The organism is Pseudoalteromonas sp. NZS71_1 (assembly GCF_015864305.1).
Classification (GTDB): Bacteria; Pseudomonadota; Gammaproteobacteria; order Enterobacterales; family Alteromonadaceae; genus Pseudoalteromonas; species Pseudoalteromonas arctica.
The window spans coordinates 237,229-262,446 of record NZ_JADYXM010000002.1 but is presented as its reverse complement, the minus strand read 5'-3'; the positions used below and the strand labels follow the sequence as shown (position 1 = coordinate 262,446).

General features: G+C 38.1%; 24 protein-coding genes and 1 riboswitch. Of the genes, 17 read left to right on the top strand and 7 right to left on the bottom strand.

The genetic code is table 11. The annotated features are described in order from the left end of the window. Positions 1 to 2: 2 nt before the first annotated feature. Entirely contained in the window at positions 3 to 1,163 is a 1,161-nt protein-coding gene (gene argE / locus I6F43_RS04055) for an acetylornithine deacetylase (RefSeq protein ID WP_197101134.1), read from the bottom strand. Positions 1,164 to 1,387: 224 nt separating this feature from the next. Between argE and argC the strand changes: the two genes are divergently transcribed. The 10 genes from argC (at position 1,388) to I6F43_RS04005 (ending at position 10,797) form a co-directional block, all read left to right on the top strand. Continuing rightward, positions 1,388 to 2,398: an N-acetyl-gamma-glutamyl-phosphate reductase gene (gene argC, locus I6F43_RS04050; RefSeq protein WP_197101131.1), complete on the top strand. Its 1,011-nt coding sequence runs from the start codon at positions 1,388 to 1,390 to the stop codon at positions 2,396 to 2,398. Beyond that, positions 2,399 to 3,166: an acetylglutamate kinase gene (gene argB / locus I6F43_RS04045; RefSeq protein WP_165727586.1), complete on the top strand. Its 768-nt coding sequence runs from the start codon at positions 2,399 to 2,401 to the stop codon at positions 3,164 to 3,166. A gap of 7 nt (positions 3,167 to 3,173) precedes the next feature. Beyond that, complete coding sequence (locus I6F43_RS04040; protein ID WP_024592295.1) at positions 3,174 to 4,106, top strand: ornithine carbamoyltransferase; 933 nt, start codon at positions 3,174 to 3,176, stop codon at positions 4,104 to 4,106. Next, on the top strand, positions 4,103 to 5,305 hold the full coding sequence (locus I6F43_RS04035; RefSeq protein WP_007581653.1) for an argininosuccinate synthase: 1,203 nt from the start codon (positions 4,103 to 4,105) through the stop codon (positions 5,303 to 5,305). Before I6F43_RS04040 ends, I6F43_RS04035 begins: the two co-directional genes overlap by 4 nt. A 49-nt stretch (positions 5,306 to 5,354) precedes the next feature. Continuing rightward, entirely contained in the window at positions 5,355 to 7,220 is a 1,866-nt protein-coding gene (argH, locus tag I6F43_RS04030; protein ID WP_007581654.1) for an argininosuccinate lyase, read from the top strand. Positions 7,221 to 7,485: 265 nt separating this feature from the next. Beyond that, on the top strand, positions 7,486 to 7,695 hold the full coding sequence (locus I6F43_RS04025; RefSeq protein WP_024590033.1) for a hypothetical protein: 210 nt from the start codon (positions 7,486 to 7,488) through the stop codon (positions 7,693 to 7,695). 14 nt (positions 7,696 to 7,709) lie between these two features. Then, positions 7,710 to 8,243, top strand: a complete 534-nt coding sequence (locus tag I6F43_RS04020; protein WP_101217550.1) for a hypothetical protein — start codon at positions 7,710 to 7,712, stop codon at positions 8,241 to 8,243. Positions 8,244 to 9,238: 995 nt separating this feature from the next. After that, positions 9,239 to 9,757: a hypothetical protein gene (locus tag I6F43_RS04015; protein ID WP_101217553.1), complete on the top strand. Its 519-nt coding sequence runs from the start codon at positions 9,239 to 9,241 to the stop codon at positions 9,755 to 9,757. Further along, positions 9,750 to 10,277 carry a hypothetical protein gene (locus I6F43_RS04010; protein WP_197101129.1) on the top strand — a complete coding sequence of 176 codons (528 nt, stop codon included), beginning with the start codon at positions 9,750 to 9,752 and terminating at the stop codon, positions 10,275 to 10,277. The genes I6F43_RS04015 and I6F43_RS04010 overlap by 8 nt, the downstream gene beginning before the upstream one ends. Position 10,278: 1 nt before the next feature. Continuing rightward, a complete protein-coding gene (locus I6F43_RS04005; protein WP_101217555.1) occupies positions 10,279 to 10,797 on the top strand; it encodes a hypothetical protein in 519 nt (172 codons plus the stop codon). Positions 10,798 to 10,829: 32 nt separating this feature from the next. On the opposite strand, the gene coaD is transcribed toward I6F43_RS04005, so the two are convergent. After that, positions 10,830 to 11,321, bottom strand: coding sequence for a pantetheine-phosphate adenylyltransferase (gene coaD / locus I6F43_RS04000; RefSeq protein WP_101164303.1), 492 nt, complete (start codon positions 11,319 to 11,321; stop codon positions 10,830 to 10,832). A gap of 198 nt (positions 11,322 to 11,519) precedes the next feature. On the opposite strand from coaD, the gene I6F43_RS03995 reads away from it, so the two are divergent. Both I6F43_RS03995 and thiI read left to right on the top strand, forming a co-directional pair. Further along, positions 11,520 to 12,212: a TetR/AcrR family transcriptional regulator gene (locus I6F43_RS03995; RefSeq protein WP_024592300.1), complete on the top strand. Its 693-nt coding sequence runs from the start codon at positions 11,520 to 11,522 to the stop codon at positions 12,210 to 12,212. 324 nt (positions 12,213 to 12,536) lie between these two features. Then, a complete protein-coding gene (thiI, locus tag I6F43_RS03990; protein WP_101164302.1) occupies positions 12,537 to 13,994 on the top strand; it encodes a tRNA uracil 4-sulfurtransferase ThiI in 1,458 nt (485 codons plus the stop codon). Between the two features lie 40 nt (positions 13,995 to 14,034). On the opposite strand, the gene I6F43_RS03985 is transcribed toward thiI, so the two are convergent. Beyond that, positions 14,035 to 14,937 carry a ketopantoate reductase family protein gene (locus I6F43_RS03985; RefSeq protein WP_197101127.1) on the bottom strand — a complete coding sequence of 301 codons (903 nt, stop codon included), beginning with the start codon at positions 14,935 to 14,937 and terminating at the stop codon, positions 14,035 to 14,037. Continuing rightward, complete coding sequence (locus I6F43_RS03980) at positions 14,930 to 15,283, bottom strand: VanZ family protein (protein ID WP_007581666.1); 354 nt, start codon at positions 15,281 to 15,283, stop codon at positions 14,930 to 14,932. The genes I6F43_RS03985 and I6F43_RS03980 overlap by 8 nt, the downstream gene beginning before the upstream one ends. 152 nt (positions 15,284 to 15,435) lie before the next feature. Between I6F43_RS03980 and I6F43_RS03975 the strand changes: the two genes are divergently transcribed. The 3 genes from I6F43_RS03975 to I6F43_RS03965 all read left to right on the top strand — a co-directional run bounded on the left by I6F43_RS03975 (position 15,436) and on the right by I6F43_RS03965 (position 19,019). Continuing rightward, complete coding sequence (locus tag I6F43_RS03975) at positions 15,436 to 15,918, top strand: YajQ family cyclic di-GMP-binding protein (RefSeq protein ID WP_007377833.1); 483 nt, start codon at positions 15,436 to 15,438, stop codon at positions 15,916 to 15,918. 201 nt (positions 15,919 to 16,119) lie between these two features. Then, positions 16,120 to 16,905, top strand: coding sequence for an ABC transporter substrate-binding protein (locus I6F43_RS03970; protein ID WP_101164300.1), 786 nt, complete (start codon positions 16,120 to 16,122; stop codon positions 16,903 to 16,905). A 63-nt stretch (positions 16,906 to 16,968) separates the two neighbouring features. After that, positions 16,969 to 17,152: riboswitch (cobalamin riboswitch) on the top strand. A gap of 37 nt (positions 17,153 to 17,189) precedes the next feature. Then, positions 17,190 to 19,019 (top strand): TonB-dependent receptor domain-containing protein, encoded by a 1,830-nt coding sequence (locus I6F43_RS03965; protein WP_197101125.1) that lies wholly within the window; start codon positions 17,190 to 17,192, stop codon positions 19,017 to 19,019. A 90-nt stretch (positions 19,020 to 19,109) separates the two neighbouring features. Here I6F43_RS03965 and msrA read toward each other — a convergent pair whose 3' ends face one another. From msrA to I6F43_RS03950, 3 genes are all read right to left on the bottom strand, one after another. Then, complete coding sequence (msrA, locus tag I6F43_RS03960; protein WP_121954211.1) at positions 19,110 to 19,646, bottom strand: peptide-methionine (S)-S-oxide reductase MsrA; 537 nt, start codon at positions 19,644 to 19,646, stop codon at positions 19,110 to 19,112. A gap of 85 nt (positions 19,647 to 19,731) precedes the next feature. Further along, positions 19,732 to 22,830, bottom strand: coding sequence for an efflux RND transporter permease subunit (locus tag I6F43_RS03955; protein ID WP_197101122.1), 3,099 nt, complete (start codon positions 22,828 to 22,830; stop codon positions 19,732 to 19,734). A gap of 3 nt (positions 22,831 to 22,833) precedes the next feature. Next, entirely contained in the window at positions 22,834 to 23,886 is a 1,053-nt protein-coding gene (locus I6F43_RS03950) for an efflux RND transporter periplasmic adaptor subunit (protein ID WP_024590017.1), read from the bottom strand. A 246-nt stretch (positions 23,887 to 24,132) separates the two neighbouring features. On the opposite strand from I6F43_RS03950, the gene I6F43_RS03945 reads away from it, so the two are divergent. Next, positions 24,133 to 24,837, top strand: coding sequence for a DUF2982 domain-containing protein (locus I6F43_RS03945; protein WP_197101120.1), 705 nt, complete (start codon positions 24,133 to 24,135; stop codon positions 24,835 to 24,837). 22 nt (positions 24,838 to 24,859) lie between these two features. After that, positions 24,860 to 25,192, top strand: coding sequence for a hypothetical protein (locus I6F43_RS03940; RefSeq protein ID WP_007581673.1), 333 nt, complete (start codon positions 24,860 to 24,862; stop codon positions 25,190 to 25,192). Positions 25,193 to 25,218: the final 26 nt, after the last annotated feature.

Sequence of the window (25,218 nt, the reverse complement as noted above, 5' to 3'; positions counted from 1 at the left end):
AGTTAGTAACTCTGATTGCTAAAGCAGTTTGCTTTTATGATATTGGTGATTATTTGTTGTGATGGTTTTATTTTTTCCATCGCTAAAAACTCATCAGGCTGATGCGCTTGGTTAATTGAGCCTGGGCCCATTACGATTGTTTCACAACCGAGTTGCTGGATAAACGGCGCTTCAGTGCAATAATTTACCGCGACCGCTTTTTGCCCCGCTATTTTTTCAGCCATTTTAACTAAAGCACTGTCGGTGCTACCACTAAATGCCGGGATTGGTTCATGTAAATCAATAACGCTCACCGCATTTGGGTATTGCTGATTTATCTCTTTTGTTGCATCAAGCACTAATGCTTGTAGTTCTTGTACACTTAAACCTGGTAATGGGCGCATGTCTATATGCATTTCACAGCAACCACAAATTCTATTCGCATTATCGCCACCATGAATATTACCTAAGTTTAATGTTGGATAAGGAATTTCAAAGTGATTTATTGAATACTTATGCTTTAATTGCTCTTTTAAGATCATCAATTTTGTAATCACTCTATGCATTACTTCAATGGCGTTAAGGCCACGTTCGGGATCTGAGCTATGCCCAGAGCGACCAACCACTCTTATTGCTGTACTCATATGGCCCTTGTGCATAAATACTGGCGTCATATCAGTAGGTTCGCCAATTATACAACGCGCAGGTTTTAAATTAGGGTGCTTACATATTTGCTGTGCACCTGCCATAGTTGTTTCTTCATCGGCAGTGGCGAGTATTAAAATAGGTTGAGTTTGCTGCTTTTCATCAAGTTCACTAATTGCTTGTAATACAAAAGCAAAAAAACCTTTCATATCAATGCTTCCTAGCCCGTACAATTTATTGTCGAGTTCAGTAAGTTTAAACGGATTGTGGTTCCAGCGGCTGTCATCAAAAGGCACTGTATCAGTGTGGCCCGCAAGCATTAACCCGCCATCACCTTTTCCACGCTTTGCTAATAAATTAAAGCGGCCTTTACCTCCTTCTAATTCAATAATTTCACACGTAAAACCGAGTGTTTCGCACCACCTCGCAAGGAGTTCAATTACGTTTTTATTGCTCATACACAAGCTGTCTTCAATTGCACTAATAGAAGGGGCTGCAATCAATTGTTGATACATAGAAATAAACGAAGGCAAAGGCATAAAAAAATCCAAAATTATTATTCAATTTAATTGCATAACAATATAAAAGTATTTATGATGAATATCAATTCACTTTTTAAGCATAAATATATTAAAGTAAAGCTATGGAAATAATGCGACGATAATCTACAAATTCATTAAATTAAGTCTTAATTTAGCGTCTTAGCTAGTTTAAGCGAACAACATATATATTTAGCAGTAAATTTTAAAATAACGAGTAATCAATGAATGTAGTTATTATTGGCGCAAGCGGTTATAGCGGCGCAGAGTTAGCAAGCTTAGTTGCTAATCATCCAAACCTTACCTTAACAGGCTGTTATGTATCTGAGGGTAGCTTAGATAAAAATAAATTACTAAGTGATTTATACCCAGAGCACCTTGGCTTACTAGATTGTCCTTTACTTCCTCTTAGTGCATCAGCTTTTGATGACATTCAAAGTGATGCTGATTATGTATGCTTATGTACCGATCACAAAGTAAGTGTTGATTTAGCGCCTCAATTTTTAGCTATGGGTAAAAAAGTATTTGATTTATCTGGTGGCTATCGCCTAGCAAATAATGATGATTACGTTACTTATTATGGTTTTGAGCATCAACACCCAGAGCTTTTAAATGAAGCGGCTTACGGTTTAGCTGAGTGGAACAGTGATGCTATCGCTAACGCAAAGCTAATTGCTGTTGCAGGCTGTTACCCAACAGCGGCGCTCAATGCACTTAAACCGCTTAAACAAGCAGGCTTATTGAGCAGCGAAAGTATTATTATTAATGCCGTTTCGGGTGTTACGGGTGCCGGGCGTAAAGCGAGTGTAGGAACACATTTTTGTGAGGTATCGCTTGCACCTTATGGTTTGTTTAACCATCGCCACGGTCCTGAAATTGAACAACACCTTGGCCACAAAGTATTATTTACACCGCATCTAGGTAGCTTTGCGCGCGGTATTTTAGAAACTATTTATGTACAACTTAAGCCAGGCGTTACCAAGGAAAACGTTGCATCTGCTTATCAAGTGCTTGCTAACGAACCATTAATTCGTTTGTTAGGCGATAAAATACCGTCAATTAAAGGTGTTGCTAAGCAACCATTTGTTGATATTGGTTGGCAGCAACAAGGCACGCAGTTAATTGTAATGTCTGCCATTGATAACTTATTAAAAGGCGCTGCTGGACAAGCTTTGCAGTGTATTAATATTTCTATGAATTTAGATCACACTACGGGCTTAAAAGGAGCGTTTTAAATGAGTAAAAAAACGTGGGTTATTAAACTCGGTGGTGCAGTACTTAATACAGAAAATGCAGCAAAAGCGTTATTTGACGTGCTAAGCGAGCAAAAAAATGATGAGTTTGTCATTGTTCATGGCGGTGGTTCTTTAGTAGATACATGGCTAAAGCAAGCGGGTTTTGCTAGTGCTAAACACCAAGGTTTACGTATTAGTCCAGCAGAGCAAATGCCTTATATAGTGGGTGCGCTTGCAGGTTGCGCTAATAAACAATTAATGACTCAAGCTATAAGCGCAGGGCATAAGCCTGTCGGCTTAAGTCTTTTTGAGGCGGGTGTGACTGCAACCCAAAAATTAAAAGCGCTTTGCTTAGTGGGTAAATGCACAAGTAACGACGATTCTATCATCAATGATTTACTTAGAATTTCTCGTTTACCTATTGTTAGCTCTATCGGCTTTGATGAACAAGGCTTGTGGTACAACGTAAATGCAGATGAAGCTGCAGCGGCTATTGCCAGTAATTTAAATGCAGAACTAATTTTTATGACGGATGTAGAAGCGGTACTTGACGCAAATAAACAACCGTTACATCAACTTGACACAAAACACATTGATACTTTAATTACAGATGGAGTAATTGTGGGCGGGATGGAGGTCAAAGTTAAGACCAGCCTTCACGCTGCCCAACATTTACGACGCGGTGTGTATATTTCCAGCTGGCAAAAGCCAGAAAATTTAACTGCTCTGCTGCAAGGTGAGCATGTCGGAACAAAGATTACACCATAGGTTTATTATGTTTGAGAATTTTTTAACGGGTTTAGAATTAGATCAAGAAGGCGCTCTTAATTTATTAAAGTTAGCGCAAGATATAAAAGCAAAGCCAGAAAAATACAGCCAAGTATTATCGGGTAAATCAATCGTAACATTGTTTGAAAAGCAAAGTTTACGTACACGTTTATCGTTTGATATAGGTATTAATCGCCTTGGTGGTCATGCTGTTTATTTAGATCAGCAAAATGGCGCTATGGGTGCACGTGAATCAATTAAAGATTTTGCACTTAATATCTCTACTTGGGCCGACGGTATTGTGGCGCGTGTAAATCAGCACAGCACATTAACCACGTTAGGTGAATATTCATCGGTACCTGTGGTAAATAGCTTGTGTGACTTGTACCACCCTTGCCAAGCACTTGCTGATTTTTTAACACTTCAAGAAGTACATGGCGATGTGAGTCAGCTTAAAGTAGCTTACTTAGGTGAGGGCAATAACGTAACTCATTCATTGATGTTACTTGCCGCAACGCTAGGTACTGACTTTGTTGCTGTAACACCAAAAGGGTGTTCGCCAGATTCACAAATACTTAAAAAAGCAGAGCAAATTGCAGCAATGAATGGCGCATCAGTCATGGTGAGCGATAGAGTTGAGGCTGCGGTTGGTGCAAACGTTGTATATGCAGATACATGGGTATCAATGGGTGATACAACGCCGCTTGAGCAAGTAAAAGAAAAATACATGCCTTATCAATTAAACCAGGCATTGCTAGATCAAACAGGTGCGACTACGGTATTACATTGCCAACCGGCACACCGTGAATTTGAAATTACCTCTGAGGTAATGGATGGTCCAGCATCAAAAATCATTCAACAAGCAGAGAATCGCATGCATGCGCAAAATGCTCTGCTAGTTACATTACTAAATCCAAATTTTGTTAAGGAACACCTATGAGTTCAATTAAAAAAGTCGTTTTAGCCTATTCTGGTGGTCTTGATACGTCGGCTATCGTGCCATGGTTAAAAGAAAACTACGGCTGTGAAGTAATCGCGTTTGTTGCCGATGTAGGTCAAGGCGCTGAAGAACTTGAAGGCGTAGAAGCTAAAGCAATTGCCTCTGGTGCATCTGAATGTTACGTAGTTGACTTAAAAGATGAAATGGTAAGTGATTACATTTACCCAACGCTTAAAACGGGCTCAATTTACGAAGGTACTTATTTATTAGGTACTTCTATGGCGCGCCCAATTATTGCTAAAGCACAAGTTGAAATTGCACGTAAAGTAGGTGCTGATGCACTTTCTCATGGTTGTACTGGTAAAGGTAATGACCAAGTTCGTTTTGAATCATGTTTTGCGGCACTAGCCCCTGATTTAAAAGTAATTGCGCCATGGCGTGAGTGGGATTTATCGAGCCGTGAATCATTACTTGATTACTTAGCAGAGCGTGACATTCCGTGTTCAGCATCTGCTACAAAAATTTATAGCCGTGATGCTAACGCTTGGCATATTTCGCACGAAGGTGGTGAGCTTGAAGACCCATGGTGTCAACCAACTGAACAAGTATGGACTTGGACTAATTCTCCAGAGCAAGCTCCAGATAAATCAGAACTAGTAACATTAAAAGTTGTTGAAGGCGAAGTGGTTGCTGTAAATGGCGTAGAACTTAAACCTTACGATTGTTTAGTTAAATTAAACGATATTGCATCGCCTCATGGTGTTGGACGTGTTGATATTGTAGAAAACCGTTTAGTTGGCATGAAGTCACGCGGTTGTTATGAAACGCCAGGCGGCACAGTCATTATGGCAGCGCTTCAAGCCATTGACGAGCTAGTGCTTGATAAAGCAAGCCGTAAGTGGAAAGAAGTACTCGGTGGTGAGTTTTCACATTTAGTATACGACGGCCGTTGGTTTACGCCTCTTAAAGATTCTATTTTAGCCGGCGCAGAAGCACTTTCTAAAGTGGCAACAGGTGAAGTGGTACTTAAGCTATACAAAGGCCAAGTAACTGCAGTTCAAAAGCAGTCACCAAATAGCTTATACAGCGAAGCATTTGCTACATTTGGCGAAGATGATGTGTACGACCAATCACACGCTGAAGGCTTTATTCGTTTATTCTCGCTTTCAAGCAGAATTTCAGCACTCGCTAAAAAGTAATTTATTACGCCCCTTATAAAAGGGGCACTACAGGGTTTGGAGAGATTTCATGGCATTATGGGGCGGACGTTTTTCTACGGGTCCAGATGAGGCGTTTAAGCAATTTAACGACTCTCTTCCCTTTGACTACCAGTTAGCAGAGCAAGATATTATTGGTTCTGTGGCATGGGCTGGTGCACTTGAACAGGTAAGTGTACTTTCAAGTGACGAGCACACAAGATTAGTGGCTGCATTAAATGAGCTGCTTGAAGAAGTTAAAGCAGATCCACAAGCGGTAGCTACTTCAGGTGCAGAGGATATTCATTCACATGTTGAAGCAGCTCTAATTGAAAAAGTAGGTGATTTAGCTAAAAAATTACATACAGGCCGAAGCCGTAATGACCAAGTTGCCACCGACTTTAGATTATGGTGCCGTGATACGGCTGACCATTTACTAGATGCTATTGCACAGCTTAAAGGTGAGTTTGTAGCGCTTGCAGAGCGAGAGCTTGGCACAATATTACCAGGTTACACGCACTTACAGCGCGCACAACCAGTATTGTTTAGCCACTGGTGTATGGCGTATGTAGAGATGCTAGAGCGTGATGAAAGCCGCCTGCAAGATGCTAAAGCGCGCATGAATTTTTGCCCATTAGGCAGTGGTGCATTAGCAGGTACTGCTTATCCGATTGATCGCCAAGCATTAGCGCATGGGCTAGGTTTTACAGCGGCTACAAAAAACAGCCTTGATGGTGTATCTGATCGTGATTTTGTTTTAGATCTTTTAAGTTGTGCGTCTATTTCGATGATTCACTTATCTCGTATGTCAGAGGATCTGATTTTTTATAATTCGGGTGAAGCCGGATTTATAGAGCTTGCTGATAACGTAACATCAGGCTCATCGCTCATGCCTCAGAAAAAAAATCCTGATGCACTCGAGCTTATTCGCGGTAAAACCGGACGTGTGTTTGGTGCATTTAGCGCTATGATGATGACGTTAAAAGCGCTGCCACTTGCATACAATAAAGATATGCAAGAGGATAAAGAAGGGCTATTCGACGCTATGCCAACATGGCTTGCATGTATTCATATGGCGCAAGCATGTATTAAAGGCGTTAAAGTAAATGGCGATAAGACACTTGCTGCAGCAAAAGGAGGGCATGCAAATGCCACCGAACTTGCTGATTACTTAGTTGCTAAAGGTGTGCCATTTAGAGAAGGGCATCACATTGTAGGTGTACTTGTACAGCTTGCGATTAGCGAAGGTAAAACGCTTGAAGAGCTATCGCTTGAGCAGTACAAATCAGTAAACACTGTATTTGAAGACGATGTTTACCCAGTACTTGAAATTGATGCATGTATAAAAGCACGTAAAGCCCTTGGTGGGACGTCTATTGAACAAGTAACGAATGCTGTTAAAGAAGCCAAAAAAAAACAGCAAATAACGGTACGTGATGCAAATTTAGATGATGTAGAAGCAATTGCCACGCTTATACAGCATTGGGCAACGGTAGGTGAAAACCTGCCTCGTGCAAAAAGCGATATGGTGCACTCTATTAACGAGTTTGCAGTAACAGAAATAAATGGAAAAGTGTCGGGCTGTGCGTCGTTATACATTTACGATACCGGCCTTGCTGAAATACGCTCATTGGGTATAGACCCAAAAAGTAAAGTGTCGGGGCAGGGTAGACAGCTTGTAGATCATCTACTTACTAAAGCCAAAAAATTGGCACTTAACCGAGTTATTGTATTAACACGCGTACCAGATTTTTTTGAACAACAACGTTTTACTTTTTGTAGCAAAGACTCTTTGCCTGAAAAAGTAATGAAAGATTGTGAACTTTGCCTTCGTAAAGAAAATTGTGACGAAGTAGCAATGGAATATATTTTGAAGTTAAGTACACGTGCGGAGATCCCGTGTAAATACGTAGCTTAAAATCCCTGGATACAAAAAACGTACGGTTATCCCTGTGCGTTTTTTTATGTTTGTAGTAAACTGGTCGGAGCTGTTTGGTTTGATTATATAAGTATGTTTTGAGTAAGTTTTAAGGTGTCAAAAAAAGTTGGCACATTGGTTGCTTTGTATAAAGTAGATAGCAAAATAGCTATCACTACTTTAAACAGGTGATGCATTTATCTACATAATAATGTGGTTAAAAGTTGCACCAAATATAATTAAAACTTTTACAAGGATCAATCACATGCAAGTTTCAGCTAATAGCCAAGTACAAATGCAAGCATACAACAAAACACAACAATTAAAGCCTGCAATGGAACAAACTGCTAGCCCTAAAACCCTGCAATCTGATACAGTAAGCATCTCTCAAGAAGGTATGGCTGCTGCGAGTGTTAACTCTGTTGAACGTGGCCTTGCTATTCTTTCTGGTGGTACAGGCACTCGTCCTAAGTAGTAATAAGGTATTGAATGTTTTTAACTGAGTTTTTTGGTCTTTTCTCATTATCAGCTTTTGTTATGTGGGCTTTTTTAATGGCCTTCTTTTTCAATGTTTTTGTATATAGCTTAGACGTTAAAAGAAAGACTACCTTATTACTCAGTTCATTAATCATGATGATATCTTATACAGCCACAGATTACTTCTATACGTGGCTTTCATACTATAACACCACATATTTGGACTGGGCTATTCATGATTTAATTACTATTATTGTACTCATCTTTAGCTTTAAATTATTGAAAAAAACAACTGCATCCTTCTTATATTTGATCGTTGGTTTATCAATAAATATGCTATTAGTACTGTTAATGTATTTAGATGTATATGTGTATAAAAATAATGAACCATGGTTTTTCTGGGAAATATATGTAGGTTTCGTTGCTTTTAATGACTTAGCAATGGTTGTAGCATTAATTGTAGATAGAGACTTTTTAGGGCTACACAGGATAAAAAGAAAATTAATTCGATTGTTTAAATCGAGAAAAATAAAAATAACGACCTAGTTTAAATGTACGTTACTGAAGCCCTGATGGATTATGTAGAAGCTTTCTCTCAATGGGGGTTTTTAATGGCCTTCTTATACTGTTTAGCTTCCAGTATAAATAAAGAAAATAAATCCTCGGTTTATTTATCTGCGCTTATGCTCTGCTCATATATTTCCAGTGGTTACATAAACTTATTAGAAAGTTTATATTTAAATTGGGCGCTCTACGATTTTATTACAATTTTAGCTTTGTTAATTTTAGAGTACTTTAAAGTACTTCACCGCTCTATAGCTTTTCACTTCATCATCTTTGCGTTAATAATAAATGCTGTGCTCACCTTAATATTGCATTACGATCTATACGTTTTATATAACTATGAGCCTTGGTGGTATTGGAGTGTTTATTCTATTGGCGTTAATATGTTCGATGTTTTAATGTTTCTTTCACTAGTATTCAATAAAAATACCATTTTTAAAAGAGGGGTTACATTGAACTTTAAAAAGTTGAAAAATATTGAATGAGCTTTTAATTAGCCCAACAGTTTCTCTGTACATAGGTGCATTTGTACAATGGGGATTTCTTATGGCTTTTTTGTACTCCCTTGCTCATTCGATTAATAAGCCTAATAAAGAAAGAGTGTATTTGTCTTTGGTTATGAGTGTTTCATATTCGTTTAGTATATTTACAAGTATGGATACGGTAACTTATCTAGATTTTTTGTTTTCCGATATTTTAACTCTCCTAGTTATCATTTCCCTTAGGCGGCTCTGGCATGATGGTATTACCTATCTATATATTATTACTGGTTTAGCTATAAACTCAGCTCTACACTTTCTCATGCATTACGACATCTATATATCAAATAATACAAGCTACTGGTGGCTTTGGAATGCTTACGCGATAGGGGTCAACGCTGCTGATTTCATAATGGTAGCTATATTTTTTATAAACAAAGATTTTTTATGCTTGATGAAATTTAGAAATGGTTTGATTACGAGTTTGAAGAGGGCATGATGGCTGACATATTGTGGGATCTGGTAGCGATTAGAGATTATGTAGGTATTTTTATTACATGGTTCTTTGTAATTGCATTTCTTTATAATTTGTCAGCAAGCATAAACAGTCCCTATAAAAATACAATGTACCTTTCTGGTATTATGATGATTTCGTACACCTTAAGTACACTGTTCGATATGGTTATAGTGTCTCACTTAAACTATTTTTACTTCGATATTGTAACTCTAATTATTATTTTTACGTTTAGGTACTACAGCCAAAGCCCAATTCCTACCGCATTTTATTATCTTGTGTTTGGTCTGAGTATTAATGCATCTTTATTTTTAGCTATGCATTACGATATAGAGATTTTAGGTACTCTATATTATTGGTGGTTTTGGAACGTTTATGTATTTGGTATGTACTTTACAGATTTGATAATGCCATTAGCGCTTATCTTTAACAAAGATTTTTTAGGTCTAGTTAAGCTTACTAAATTTTTAACTGAAAAATTTAAAAGGTCACGCAATGCATGATTTTTTATGGCAGCTGGCTAGTTTATACGACTATATAACTATTTTTATTACATGGTCTTTTGTACTCGCTTTTTTATATAATTTGTCTGCAAGCATTAACAAGTCTGACAAAAGCTGCACACAGCTTGCATTCATTATGATGGTATCTTACACCTCAAGTATTTTTATGGATCCCTTGAGCAACACACCCCATTTGACCCTTTTTATATTTGATATCGTAACTATGTTTTTTCTGATTATATGGCGGATATACTTTAGTAAAAACCTCCCCGTAGCCTTTTATTATCTTTTAGTTGGACTTAGCTTTAACGCATTTGTTTTTTTTGGAATGCACTACGACAGTATTGTCTTAGGAAATTTGGATTACTGGTGGTTTTGGGCCTTATATGTAATAGGGCAAATAATTTCTGATTTAACGATGCTTTTAGTTCTCCTAATTAATAAAGACTTTTTAGGTTTGGTTGCTTTAAAACGGTATTTACTTAATCGTAGAAAAAACACTCATCAAAAGGTTGAATAAAATGGAGGAGCTATTTTGGCAATTAAATTCAGTTAACGAATATTTTGGAATATTTATTACATGGCTTTTTGTTTTTTCTTTTTTGTTCACTCTATCAGCGGCTATTAATAAGCAAGATAAAAGCCGAGTTCACCTTTGCTTTATTATGATGGTTTCGTATACATTTAGTTTGTTTATGGACATAACTACTGCGGCTCCGCATTTAAAGTTGTTTATATTTGATGTACTAACAATTGCCGTTATTTTTATGTGGCGTATTTTTTTAGGACGTAAAATACCGTACGGATTTTATTATCTTATTGTAGGGCTTGCTATCAATGCCTCACTGTTTATGGGGATGTATATTGATAATACTCTTTATGGCAATTGGGATTTTTGGTGGTTGTGGATGCTGTATGGTTTTCTTATGCCTGTTATTGATATCACTATGGCGCTAATACTAATTATCAATAAAGATTTGCTAAAACTTGTTTGGTTAATTAAAAAATTAAAATCATCATCTATACAAAAGCCGAATTAGCGCATACAAGTTATGCGCTAATTCGGGAAGTGTTATTGGGCACCACAGCCCAATTTAGTTTTTAGCGCTTTAACAATTACAGGGTCTACAAACTCGCTTACATCACCATTGTGGCGAGCTACTTCTTTAACGAGTGTTGATGAAATAAATGAATTTCGCTCTGCGGGTGTTAAAAATACACTTTCTAAGTCGGGGTTCAGGCGGCGGTTCATGTTAGCTAATTGAAATTCATAGTCAAAATCAGATACAGCTCTAATACCGCGAATAAGCACATTAGCATTGTGCTCGCGTGCAAGATCAGCCAATAAACCAGAAAAACCAATCACCTTAACATTATCTATGTGGCTTAAAATAGAGTTTGCAAGCTCAACACGTTCTTCAAGGTTAAAGCAGGGTTTTTTACTTGGGTTATTAGCAACCGCAACTAATACAGTATCAAACATTTTAGCTGCACGTTGAATAAGGTCTGTGTGCCCATTAGTTAGTGGATCAAAGGTGCCAGGGTAAATTGCAATAACTTTCATAATGTTCACTATTTATTATTTTAGCGCTAGTTTAACAGTGTTTATGCCACAAAGCAGCCTAGCTAAAAAAGCATATAAACACTTACTTTCTTTAAACAGGTCAGTCCATGGTGGGAGTGTTTTAATGATTCATATTTGTTTATACTGTTTACCTCTTTTGAGTGTAATGTAGCCTATAGATAATTTGAGTATTAGCATATGAATACCAAGGATAAAATAATACACACCAGTATTTTGTTGTTTAACGAAAATGGTGAGCGTGCAATAACGACAAATCATATTGCATCAAACTTAGGGATGAGCCCGGGTAATCTTTATTATCATTTTAAAAATAAAGAAGACATTATCCGTCATATTTTTGCGCTGTATCGCGATCATTTAAATACTCACTTTAAACCTATTAATAAAGATGATGATGCATTTAATCATTTAACGGCTTACCTAGATTCGTTATTTGAGCTGATGTGGCGCTATCATTTTTTTTACGATAATCTTGGGGATATTCTCTCTAGAGATGCTGATTTAAAACAAGCTTATATTGATTTTCAGTTAGAGTTGTTAGAGCAAGTTCGTAAAATTATTTTAGGACTTCGCGACAGTGAAATGATTGCTATTGATGAGCAAGATGTCATTGATTTAGCACATACATTAAAGTTAACGGTTAGTTTTTGGACGCCTTATATTAAAGCCCGTAGGCCAAGTGGTACGCTTGCTGAGCAAGATATATATCATGGCATTTTAAAAGTACTTACATTATTTAGAGCGTACAGTACCGATAAAAGCATTGATAAAATGAACCTGCTACGTGAAAAATATACTGAATTAGCGCAACAAGCCTTAGGGCCTGTTGACCTTTCAGGATTAAAATTTGTTCAATCTAGGGGCGATTAAATCGCGACGCGAGGTTTGTAACCTAGTGGGCTAAGTAAAAACCGAGCAACAAAGAGTTAATCGCCCCTAGGCTGAACCCTTTGGGCAGCGCTTGTTTGGTATTTATGCTACGTTATCGCCTATTTATGGGGAATAACCACACTACATAGGCTCTGCCTTGCCTAAATACCAAACACACTGCTGCAAATTTAACCTCGAAAGATAAACAGGCCCTAGCTGTAGTTTAATCGATAGTAATAGGCTGTTTCCTAGGCGCTGAATTTTTTGCTATAATCCCGCGCCAAATGCCTGGGAGCGCGAATTCCCGCAGTCTAAGAGTGAACTATGCTTAAATTTATCGTCAAACTACATCCTGAAATAGCCATTAAAAGCCGTTCAGTCCGTAAACGCTTTACTAAAGTTTTAGAAAATAACATTAAAATTGTATTGCGCCGTGTTGACGAAAAAGTACAAGTAAGAAATAACTGGGATAACATTTCAGTTGTTACAAAGCTTGAAGACGCGCAAGTTCGTCTTGATTTTATCGATAGCCTTAAACGCATCCCTGGCATTGTTCAATTTATTGAAGTAACCGAAACACAATTCGAAACTCTTGATGATATTTATCAAAAAACCATCGCTTTAGTTGGTCATACTATTGTAGGTAAAACCTTTTGTGTTCGTGCTAAGCGCATAGGGCAACACGATTTTACCTCAACTGATTTAGAGCGTTATGTTGGTGGTGGATTAAATCAACATATTGAAGGCGCAAGCGTAAAGCTTAGCCGCCCAGAAGTAACAATACGCCTAGAAGTAAAAGACGATAAAGCTTACATTGTTTCTCATACACATTTTGGTATGGCTGGTTTTCCTCTGCCAACTCAAGAAGATGTGCTTTCGCTGATGTCGGGTGGTTTTGACTCTGGCGTAGCAAGTTACCAAATGATTCGTAAAGGCGCACGCACGCACTTTTTATTCTTTAATCTAGGTGGCGCAGCGCACGAAATTGGCGTTAAGCAAGCAAGCTACTACTTATGGAAAAAATACAGCTCTACACATAAAGTTAAATTTGTAACGGTTGATTTTGAACCTGTTGTTGCTGAAATTTTAGAAAACGTTGAAAACAGCCAAATGGGTGTTGTACTCAAACGTATGATGATGCGCGCAGGGAGTGTGGTTGCGCAAAAGTTAAACATTCAAGCACTTGTTACTGGCGAAAGTATTGGCCAAGTATCTAGTCAAACATTAGCGAATTTAAGCGTGATTGACCGTGTTACTGAAACGCTTATTTTACGCCCGCTTATTCAACACGATAAGCAAGAAATTATTAATATTGCTCGCCAAATTGGTACGGCTGAAATGGCAGAAACAATGCCTGAATACTGTGGTGTTATTTCTAAAAAGCCAACGGTTAAAGCCAAAATAGACGTTATTCTTGGTGAAGAAGAAAAGTTCGACTTTGATGTACTTGATACCGTTGTAAACAACGCACGTATAATGGATGTGCGTGATATTGACGTAGAAGCCAAACAAGAACTTAAAGAAGCTGAATCGGTTGCTGATTTGCCTGTAGGCTCTGTGGTAGTTGATATTCGCTCACCAGAGGAAGAAGAAGCTGCACCGCTTGCAATCGACGGTGTTGAAGTGGTTCATTTACCGTTCTTCCGTCTGGCGACTAAGTTTGGTGATTTACCAAAAGACACCGACTACTATTTATATTGTGATAGAGGCGTAATGAGCCAACTACAGGCACTTATGCTGCACGAACAAGGCTTTGAAACGGTAAAAGTTTACCGCCCATAAGGTTTGTCGTCTTAAAGTTAAGAACTTATATAAGCGTGGTTTATACCACGCTTTTTTTTGCCTGAATTTTGACAAACAACTCATCATTGTAAGGTGTAGGAATACCGTGAAGTTTACCTTGTTGGCTAATATAGCCACATATAGCTGATATTTCAGTTTCTCTGCAATGCGCTACGTCTTGCTGCATTGAAGAGTAATTGTCAGACGTTAATTCCATTATTTTATAAGCGGTATTGAGAGCTTTAATTAATGGGATATTAAGCCCTTGTACGTTTGCTATATTGCATGCTTCAGTGAGTGCATTAAAAATTATAGCGTTGTACTTAGGTGCGCGTAACTCACCATTTTTTACATTACTTAAAGCGCTTAATGGGTTAATGGCAATATTTACGAGTAGTTTTTCAAAACGAAGCTGCTGAATGTTATTAGTAAACTTTAGGCTGGGTATTACTTTAAAAATATCAGCTATTGGCGCGCTATTTTGAAAAGCTAATTCATTACAAGCACCAATAACACTTTGTCCCTCACCAGTGTGCTGCACAATGTATTGGTTTGATTTAAAGCCCGCTATGCTTGTCGTTAAAAAGTAGAGTGCTTGGTGAGTGCTTAGCTGGCTATTTACCTCATCAACATTACCCATTCCGTTATGCGAAAGTACAACAGAGCAATGACTTGGTAGAAGAGGCTTTATTTGCGTAAATGCATCAAGTACTTGAAAGGCTTTAACGGTAAATAAAACAACATCAAATTCAGCCGCTTTATTTAGCTGATTTAATGCAATAAATTGTGCGTCAATTTTTTTAGATGCACCCTTACCTCGACTATAAAAGCGGGTATTTGTTGGGCTTTTGCGAGTTAAAACACTGACATTATGCGACGCACTTAGAAAATGACTAAGTAACAAGCCAATAGCACCATCGCCGACAATTAAAATATTAGCCATATGGGTTCTTTTTTCGAGGTGTAAAAATTACTCTAAGTAAAAAGTAGCTTGCGGCACCTGCAAAATCAGCAAAAAAATCACCGAGTGATGCTTGCCTATATGGAAGTGCGTCTTGCATTATTTCTATAGAGGCGCCATAACCTGCCAATAAAAGTATTTGCGCATATAAAGGAAGCTTAAACGCTTTATCCATTATTATGGCTAGTATAAAAAAAATCCCAAAATGGGCGACTTTATCAACATGAGGAAATAAATTTACAACGCCACCTTTTATTTCTTTGGCAAATAAAAAGGTAAAAGCTACTATGCTGATTAAAAAAATTGCTTGATAAACACGCCTTGTCACGACAAATCCTAAAATCGCTTAAAAAAGAGGCGCAAGTATATCAAACTAATTTAATATCGCACCTGAACAAGATGCAGAAAAATGTAAAGATTTATAATTTTAGCGTTATAATTGCCACATAAAATTAAGATTAAATAGTTAGGAGCAAACCAATGCCTTCATTTGATATTGTATCTGAAGTAGAAATGAACGAAGCTAAAAACGCAGTTGATAATGCAAATCGTGAGCTAGAGACTCGCTTTGACTTTAGAGGCGTAGATGCATCTATTGAGCTAAATGACAAAACAATTAAGCTTAAAGCTGAAGCAGACTCTCAGGTTATGCAATTATTTGATATTTTAGCTAACAAAATATCTAAGCGTGGTATGGATGTATCAAGCTTAGAGCTTCAAGATATTACCCGTGCAGGTAAAAATGTATTTCGTAACGTTGGCTTAAAGCAGGGTATCGAAAAGGACATGGCTAAAAAAGTAGTTAAAGCCATTAAAGACTCTAAAGTTAAAGTTCAAGCTGCTATCCAAGGCGAAGAAGTACGTGTAACGGGTAAAAAACGTGACGATCTTCAAGAGGCTATGCAAGTAGTGCGCAGTGCTGAGTTAGGTCAGCCTTTTCAGTTTAAAAATTTCCGCGATTAATTAATAAATAGTTTTAAATTAAGCATGCTTTAATCTGTTTATACTTACAGACAGATTGAAGCTACTTACTCTTTTTAAATATCTCACTATTATCCCTCTTTGCTGCCTAGATACTCCCGTATGTATTAATCTTCTTTTTGATATTTAAGCTATTATATTTAATCACATGCAATTAAGTACTTCACACTAGAAGGTATTAAAATGAAACGTCATCAATTATTTTTGTTATTTGTTTTGCTTACATTTACCAAACCAAGCTTATCAAAAACAGTTGATATTGATGTACTGGTTGAAGATGGCTACTTTCCCATTATTATTAATGCGCAAAAAAAGCAGGGTTTTGCTCCTGAGTTTATTAAGATTTTAAACGGCGCACAGCAGGAGTTTAATTTCGTACTTAAGTCTCTACCTGTAAAAAGGCTTGCTTTGTCAGTTGAAAAAAATAATTTTGATGTTTTATTTTTAATGGCACTGCAATGGATACCACAATCAGCGCAAGAGAATATTAAAAAAACCGAATTTTATACCATTACCAAAAATGAGCTTTATACGCTTAAAGAAAATACAAATGAGCAAGCTTACTTTGACGACATTACGTCATTAACAAAGGTTGGGGTATTGGGGTACTCGTATCAATTTGCTGGATTTAATACAGATGCCGAATTTTTAAGTGAGGAACATCAGGTAAGTTTAACCATTGATGAATTCAATGTGGTTAAAATGCTGCTATTAAAGCGCGCGGAAGTAGGTGTTTTAAATAATATTGCTTACCAATATTTTAAAAATAAAAATACTTTTAATATGGATTTACTCTATAAAAGTAACGTACCAGATGCCGTTTATAAAACGCACTTTTTAGTTAACTCTAAATCAAATAAGATCACTAGTAATAAAATGGATGAAATACTAAGCTTACCTACTGCACAAATACAACTTCAGAAGCTACTTGATAAATATGGCGTTTCTTCAAACTATACTAGCCCCTAACTGCATTTTAAAGGTTTTTAGCTGTATAGACGTCCATTGACATTTGTAAACAAAATACTCACAATAGCGACATATTTTCAAGGTGCTTGCTAGCCACTTCATGTAATGATTTTTTTAGCAGGATAATCGGGAAGTTGGTGCGTTTTCATGATGACTACAAGCCCAACACTGCCCCCGCAACGGTAAAGTATTGCATATTTTGATGTGCTTACTGAGTCCGGAGACCGGCCTTGATGCAATCTTACTTACTTAAATCTTTGCGGTGGGCAAAGGTAGGGGACCTCATGTTAAACAAAACAACTCTAGGCGTTGCAATTTCTGCTGCGCTTTCATTTTCTGTGTCTGGTGCAGAGCAATCAATTGAAAAAATAACCGTTACAGCTAATAAGTTTGAGCAATCAATTAACGACGTTTTAGCGAGTGTAAATGTTATTGAACGTGCTGAAATAGAAGCTAGTAACGTACGCGATTTACCTACACTTTTAAGCACGCGAGTGGGTTTTCAAGTTAATCCAAACGGTGGTTTTGGTCAAAATACAGGCGTGTCACTTCGTGGTACGGGCTCTGGCGATACGTTGATTTTAATTGACGGTGTACGTACAGGCTCAGCAACACTTGGTCAAAAAGCATTAAATAATGTCCCTTTAAATAGTATTGAACGCATTGAAATTATTAAGGGTTCTCGCGCGGCTGTTTACGGCTCTGATGCACTTGCTGGCGTAATTAACATTATAACGCGTGAATCAGATAACTTATCTGTGAGTGCTACGTTTGGTTCTGATTCTTACCAAAATTATCAAGTGGCAGGCTCTGTAAAATCAGGCGATATAACAACAGCATTTAATGCAGGCTTTGAAAAAACAGATAACTTTGATGCACTGCAAGGCGTAGCACCAGATGAAGATGGCTATGAAAATAAAAACCTTGGTTTTAAAGTAAATTATACTGATGCACACTACGGCGACTTTAAGTTATTAGGTCAATACAGTGAAGGCTATGCAGATTACGACAGTCGCTTTAGTCCAGCCACAAGTACTATGGAAACAGGTGATTTTAAAAACTATCAGCTTTCTGCAGGTTGGAGTAAAAACTACACTAACCAATCGCACAGTATTGATATTGCTATTTCAACAGATGATTCTCACGATACCTCAGCATTTGGTGTAAATGATTTTATAACGAAACGTGTGCAATTTGATTATAACGGTCAATATATATTATCTGAAGAGCTTAATATTAGCGGTGGTGTTAACTGGTACAACGATGATGTATCGCACAGTTCAACGCAGTATGATATGCAAGAGCGTGATGTATTAGCAGTATTTGTTGGGGCTTATTACAATGCTGAAAAAGTGTTAGCTAATTTAACAATTCGCCAAGACGATGATGAACAATTTGGCGACGAAACAACGTATACAGCCGCTGCGGGTTATCATTTATCTGAAGACGCCACGTTCCGCATAAGCCAAAGCACTGGTTTTAAAGCACCTACATTTAACGATTTATACTTTCCGGCTTTTCCTGGTTTTCCACCTTCATCTAATCCTGATTTAGAGCCTGAGAAATCATTAAATCAAGAGATTGGGTTAAATGTAGATTTTGATATAGCAAGTATTGACGTTGCTATTTTTAGAAATGATATTGAAGATAAGATATCTTTAGATTCTAACTTCTTTCCTATCAACTTAAATGAAGCACGCTACGAAGGGGCTGAATTTAGCTTATCTCAGCAGTTTTTTGGTTTTGATAGCAACCTTAACTTTGCTTACTTAAGCGCTGAAGACGAAGAAACGGGCGCAGAGTTGCGTAATGTTGCTAAACGTACTTTTAACTGGGAACTTGCAAAACAGTTTGGTGCTTTTGATGCAAGCTTAGACATGCAATACCGTAGCGACCGACAAGGTGCTGTGACGCGCTTAGGCTCTTATACACTCTGGAACCTAGCGGGTAATTATCAAGTAAATGAACATATTGAAGTTTCGCTTCGTGTAGAAAACTTATTTGATAAAGAATATAACGCTGTTGATTCAAATACTGATTTTACAACGGGTCAAGTGTATTACTACAACACGCCAGAGCGTCGCTTTTTTGCAGGCGCAAGCTACCAGTTTTAACGGTATTTATTAATATTAAAAAGCCCGACTTATGTCGGGCTTTTTAATGTGTAGCTAAGTTTAACTAATCAATTTAACTGCTCAAATTAGCTAGTCAACTAAGAACTCTTTAAATACGGTTTCAAATTTATGTAATTTAGGTGCTATTAAAATACTACAGTAACCCTGCTGTGGGTTTTCGTTATAGTAATCTTGATGATAATGCTCTGCTGGATAATACGTAGTGGCAGGGCTGACTTCTGTCACAATGGGCTCACTCACATGGCTTTGCAGTTGAGCTATCATTTCATTGGTTTGCTTTAGTTGGGCTTCATCGTGATAGTAAACAACGCTTCTATACTGTGTGCCTATATCGTTACCTTGGCGATTCAATTGTGTAGCATCATGCAAAGTGAAAAACATTGCTAAAAGTGTTTCAAAGCTAACTACAGTAGTATCAAATTCAATTTTAACAACCTCAGCGTGCCCAGTTGTGCCAGAGCATACAGAATTATAGGTTGGGGTGTCGGTTTCGCCACCGGTATAGCCAGAACTCACATCTAATACGCCATTTACACGTCTAAATGCTGCATCTATACACCAAAAACAGCCGCCACCAAATGTTGCTACTTGCGTTGTTGAGCTCATAAGTATTCCTAAAATGTATATGGAGTTTAAAGGCGAGCATAAATTGTATGCGCCGCAACAACAAGGTTACGGCGCAATAAAGAGATTAGATCTCTTCGAAAGGCTTTTCAGCAGCTTGTTTATTCAGCTTTTGTTGTAAAAACTCAGGTGACTGTGTATTTTTCGATAGAGCATAATACGCAGCAGGTACAACAAAAAGAGTCAGCAGGGTAGATACAATAACCCCTGTAAACACAACTACACCAATTACCATACGGCTTTCGGCGCCGGGGCCTGAAGCAAAAACTAAAGGAACAGAGCTCATAACGGTTGTAAGTGAGGTCATTATTATTGGACGCAAACGCTGAGTAGCTGCTTGTAGTATTGCTTCACTAAACTCAACGCCTTTATCGCGTAATTGGTTAGTAAATTCTACAATCAAAATACCATTTTTAGCACTTAAGCCTATGAGCATAACAATACCTATTTGGCTGTAAATATTTAAGGTCAGTCCTGTAGCCCAAAGCCCAAACATAGCACCCATTAAACCAAGCGGTACGGTAAGCATAATTACAAATGGGTGCATAAAGCTTTCAAACTGCGCAGCAAGTACCAAGAAGGTAACGGTGAGTGCAAGTATAAATACGTAGGTCATCGCTGATGCGCCTTCGTAATAAAGCTGCGATTCACCTTTGTAATCTACTGCGCCATCTATATCGTTTTCTTGCGCGGCTACTTCGTTTAAAAAGTTAAGCGCTTGCTCAAGGGTATAACCGTCGGCTAAGTTGGCGCTTAATGTAATTGCGCGCATACGGTTGTAGCGGTTTAAGCGCGATGCTGTTGCTTCTTCTTTTAAGCTGATAAGGCTATCAAGTGGAACTAGTTCACCGCTTCGTGATTTAAGGTATATATTTGAAATATCAGTAGGATTGGTAAAATCTTCTTTTGTCCCTTTTAAAATCACATCGTATTCTTCACCGCGATCAATAAAGGTCGTAACACGGCGCTGGCCAAGCATTGTTTCTAGTGTACGGCCTACATCAGATACCGAAACGCCTAAATCGGCAGCTTTGTTTTTATCTATGCTAACTAAAAACTGTGGGAAGGTTTCTTTGTAATCATGATCGATTCTTACTAAACCAGGGTTTTGCTCAGCACGCTTTATTATACGGTCACGCCAATCGGCCAGTTGAGCGTAATCATTACCTTGCAGTACAAACTCAATTGGGCGAGATGAGCCACCACCACCAATACCACGGCGCATAATGGCAAATGCACGAACATCGGTAACTTCTTGCATTTTAACGCTTATTTCGTCCATTACTTCCCAGGTTGAGCGTTTGCGTTTATCCCAATCGGCCATACCAACAATCGCAACACCGCCGCTGCCACCCCAGCCAGGCACTCGAACAAGTACACGACTTAGCTCACCCGCTTGCGAGTAAGGCATTAAGCGCTCTTCAATTTTAGCCATATTAGCGGCGTTATTTTCGTAACTTGCGCCTTCTGGGCCGCTCATCATAATAAAGAACGTGCCACGGTCTTCTTTTGGCGTTAGCTCAGAAGGAACTTGTAAAAACAACGAGTAACTAACAAAGCCAGCTAATAATAAGCTCACCATTAAGCCCCATTTACGGGTTATGTTGGTGGAGAGTGAATTACGGTAACTTACTTCAATTTTAGTAAACTGGCGGTCCATCCATTGGCTAAATTTATTTGGTTTGTCTGATACTTTAAGTACTTTAGAGCACAAGGCTGGTGCGAGAGTCAGTGCTGTAACACTTGAGAAAAATACGGCAGCACTTACCGCCATAGCAAACTCAGTAAATAATGCACCTATACGGCCATCCATAAATACTAATGGCACAAACACAGATATAAGTACAAGCGTGGTTGCTACTATGGCAAAACCTACTTCACGCGCGCCTCTAAATGCAGCTAGTAACGGCGGCTCACCCAGTTCAATACGACGGTGAATATTTTCAAGCATTACAATGGCATCATCTACTACTAAACCAATGGCCAGTACTAAGGCAAGTAAAGTTAGTAAGTTAATTGAGTAGCCCATTGCCAACAAAAACATAAAGCTACCAACAAGTGCGACCGGTACGGTGACCGCAGGAATAAGCGTTGCTCGTATATTGCCTAAAAACAAAAATATAACGAGTACGACTAAACCCATAGAGATGGCAAGTGTGCTGTAAACTTCATTAATAGACTCTTTAATAAATACAGACGAATCGTAGCTGTCTTGAATTGTGGTACCTTCAGGTAGGTTTCGTTTGATTTTTTCAAGTTCGCTGCGTGCGTTATCTACTACGGTTAGTGTGTTTGCTTTAGCTTGTTTTACAATACCTAAGCCAATCATATTACGCCCGTTACCACGAAATAAGCTTTCGTCATCGGCAGCTTCTAAACGTACATCGGCAACTTCACCTAAACGTACTAAGTAACCTTCATCACCACGTTTAATTACCAGGTTTTTAAAATCGCGCTGATCTTTATAACTACGGGCAGTACGCACGGTAAAGTCACGATCTATAGATTCTATTTCGCCAGCAGGTAACTCAACGTTTTCTGTACGAAGTGTGTTTTCTATATCGCTTGAGGTAATACCCCGTGCGGCCATTGCTTGGCGGTTAAGCCAAATTTTCATGGCGTATTGGCGCTCACCACCAATACGTACGTTAGATACACCATCTACTACGGCTAAGCGGTCAACAATAAAACGCTGCGCGTAATCAGAGAGCTGTAACGAGTCCATTGTTTCGCTGTTTAATACAAACCAGGCGATTGGGCTTTCATCACTATTTGATTTAGATACTTCTGGCGGGCGTACCTGATCAGGCAAACTATCAAGTGCACGTGCTACACGTTCGCGTACATCGTTAGATGCTGCATCTATGTCGCGGTTAATATCAAACTCAATGGTAATGTTTGAGCGCCCATTACGGCTCGAAGAGTTAATACTTTTGATGCCTTCAATACCTGAAATTCGATTTTCTATTATTTGCGTTATTTTGGTTTCTATAATTTCGGCAGAAGCACCTGTGTATTCAGTGCTGATATTTACAATCGGCGTTTCAATATCCGGGTATTCACGAAGTGGCAGCATAGTAAACGCAACCAGTCCAAAAGTAAGAAGCAGTAAATTAATTACAATGGCAAAAACGGGGCGCTTGACGCTAGTATCTGTAATTTTCACGTATTACCCCTTTACGCTTACTTTACTTCCAGAGCGAATTTTTATTAGCCCCTCAGTAACAATTTGCTCGCCATCAGTTAGGCCTTCGTCGATAGCAACCCAGCCATTATTTCTGCTAGCAACATGCACTTCAATTTTATTAGCTATCCCATCTTGAATTTGAAAAACAAAGTGTTTGTCTTGCAAAGGTATAACCGCTTTTTCTGGCACCATTAAAGCTTGGTTGCTGCTTAGCTCAAGTGCTGTATTTAGTAACATACCAGGGCGAAGTAATCCTGATTTATTGGCAAAACTTGCTGTTACTTCAACACTGCGAGTAACCGAATCAATACGCGAGCTAATATGCGTTACCTTGCCGTTAAATGTTTGTCCTGGGTAGGCATCGTTTTGCGTAAGCACTTTCATGCCCATATTTAATTGTGCTAAATATTTTTCAGGTACTTTAAAGTCAACTTTAATAATACTAATATCATCAAGTGTTGTGATTATTGTTGTATTACTAACGTAAGCACCTATTGATATTTCACGCTTACCTAACAGGCCTGAAAAGGGCGCACTAATAGTCATTTCGTTTAATTTAGTTTTAGCGCTTTCTAGTTGGGCCTCTGTTGCATCAACACGAGATAACTGCTCTTCAAGTAACGACTTTGCCGTTGATTGCGAGCGTGAAAGTTCGGTTAGGCGATCTAACTGACGTTGTTCTTCACGTAAGTTAATGCCAAGCTCTTTAACGGCAAGCTGTTCTTGTTGGCTCTGTAACTGTACTAACTTTTGTCCTTTACTGACTAAGTCGCCGTCTTTAAAATATATATCTGTGACATAATCGTTTTGCGCACTTTTTATATAGATTGCTTGGTTTGCACGCGCGCTACCGATCGCTTCTATCATCACTGCGTTTTCCTGAGAAGTAACAGTATGAGCTGTTACTTGAGTAGACATTTGTGATAAATCGGCCTGTTCGCCGTGGCTAGCGGGTAGATATAAATAAACGCTAAATATTAGAAGTAACGTAATAATAAATGGAAAAAGTGCTTTACCTGATTGTCTTGAGTACATTGATTTCATACCTGAAAATGAATTGTAAGTATTGTACGAAATAAGACCGGGAAAAGACGGTTATGTGTCTCATAAATTTGTGCGTTAAGCGTAAAAGTAAATAAGATTTATTCATTGTTCCTATTTTGTTGAGGAAAAAGCGGTAATGTATGAAATTTAAAACCACCTGTAACTTATGTATAACAACAAGAAAGGTCATAATTTGGGCTGTTATTATGCTTGTTTTTTATATGGTGTTTTACCAATATGGATAAATCTAACAATGCCATTAAGTTTCGGGCACAAGGTGCGCGAAACGCAATTGAAGTGCTTGTTGCAGGTGCAATTGGTTTAGTTTTTATTATGTTGTTTAATTTACTGAGGCCGGGTGAGATTAGCATACTTGAAATATTTTTAGTGAGCTTGTGTATTGCCGCTATTTTTATTGGATATTTAAAAACTCAAGAGCCATATCATAGCCTTATATTAAATGAGTCTGAGCTCGTTTATTGCCATAAATACGGAGCTTGGTATATGCCTCATAGTAACTTTCATCACAGTGGTATACCCAAAGTAGAAGATGGCTTTGATTACTTAGAATTAAATGCGGTTGGTATAAAGGTAAACGACATAGATGACTTTTTAACAAGCATAGCGCCTCGAATTGCAGGGAAATTATTAATAGAGCAGCGTAATTTATTTATGCAAGTTGTTCAAAAACATTGCAAAAATGGCAATTGCCCATCAGAATGGCTAATAGAAGATACACATTACACATCCCATAAAGGGATAAGCTATACTGGTCTTATAGCTATGTTTGCTAACAGGACTAAGCACCTTCAACTGTTAACCGGTTACGATTTATTATTACCAGCCAGTGTGTTAGATAGAGATATCTGGGCATTTAGTGCTAACTTAAATAAGTGGAAGCGCGAGCCTAGTCAGTTTATAGCGTCGCAAATTAATAATTAAGCTGCGACTGTAGGAAAGAAAAATGAGTCAAGAGAGAGCCTTTTTAAAAAGTGGTCGAAACACCATAATACATAAAGATAAAAAGCATGATTTAGTGATTGTAAACTCTGAAATTCATCCTAAAATTAAAGTGACTCAACATGGCTTAGAGCCATTTAAAGAAGAGTTACCTAAAAACCGCCGTGATGCAAAAGATCGCTATTTAGAAATAGTCTATGTTGGAAGCCCTGATGTATTTGGCGAAGAAAAACAATTACTATTTATTCAAGCTTTAGATGGACGTGAATACAAAGTAGATTACAGTAAAATCGGTACGAAGTTGTTTGTACGCATTCATCAAGATACATATATGTAGTACTTTAATGGCATCTTTATTGCTAG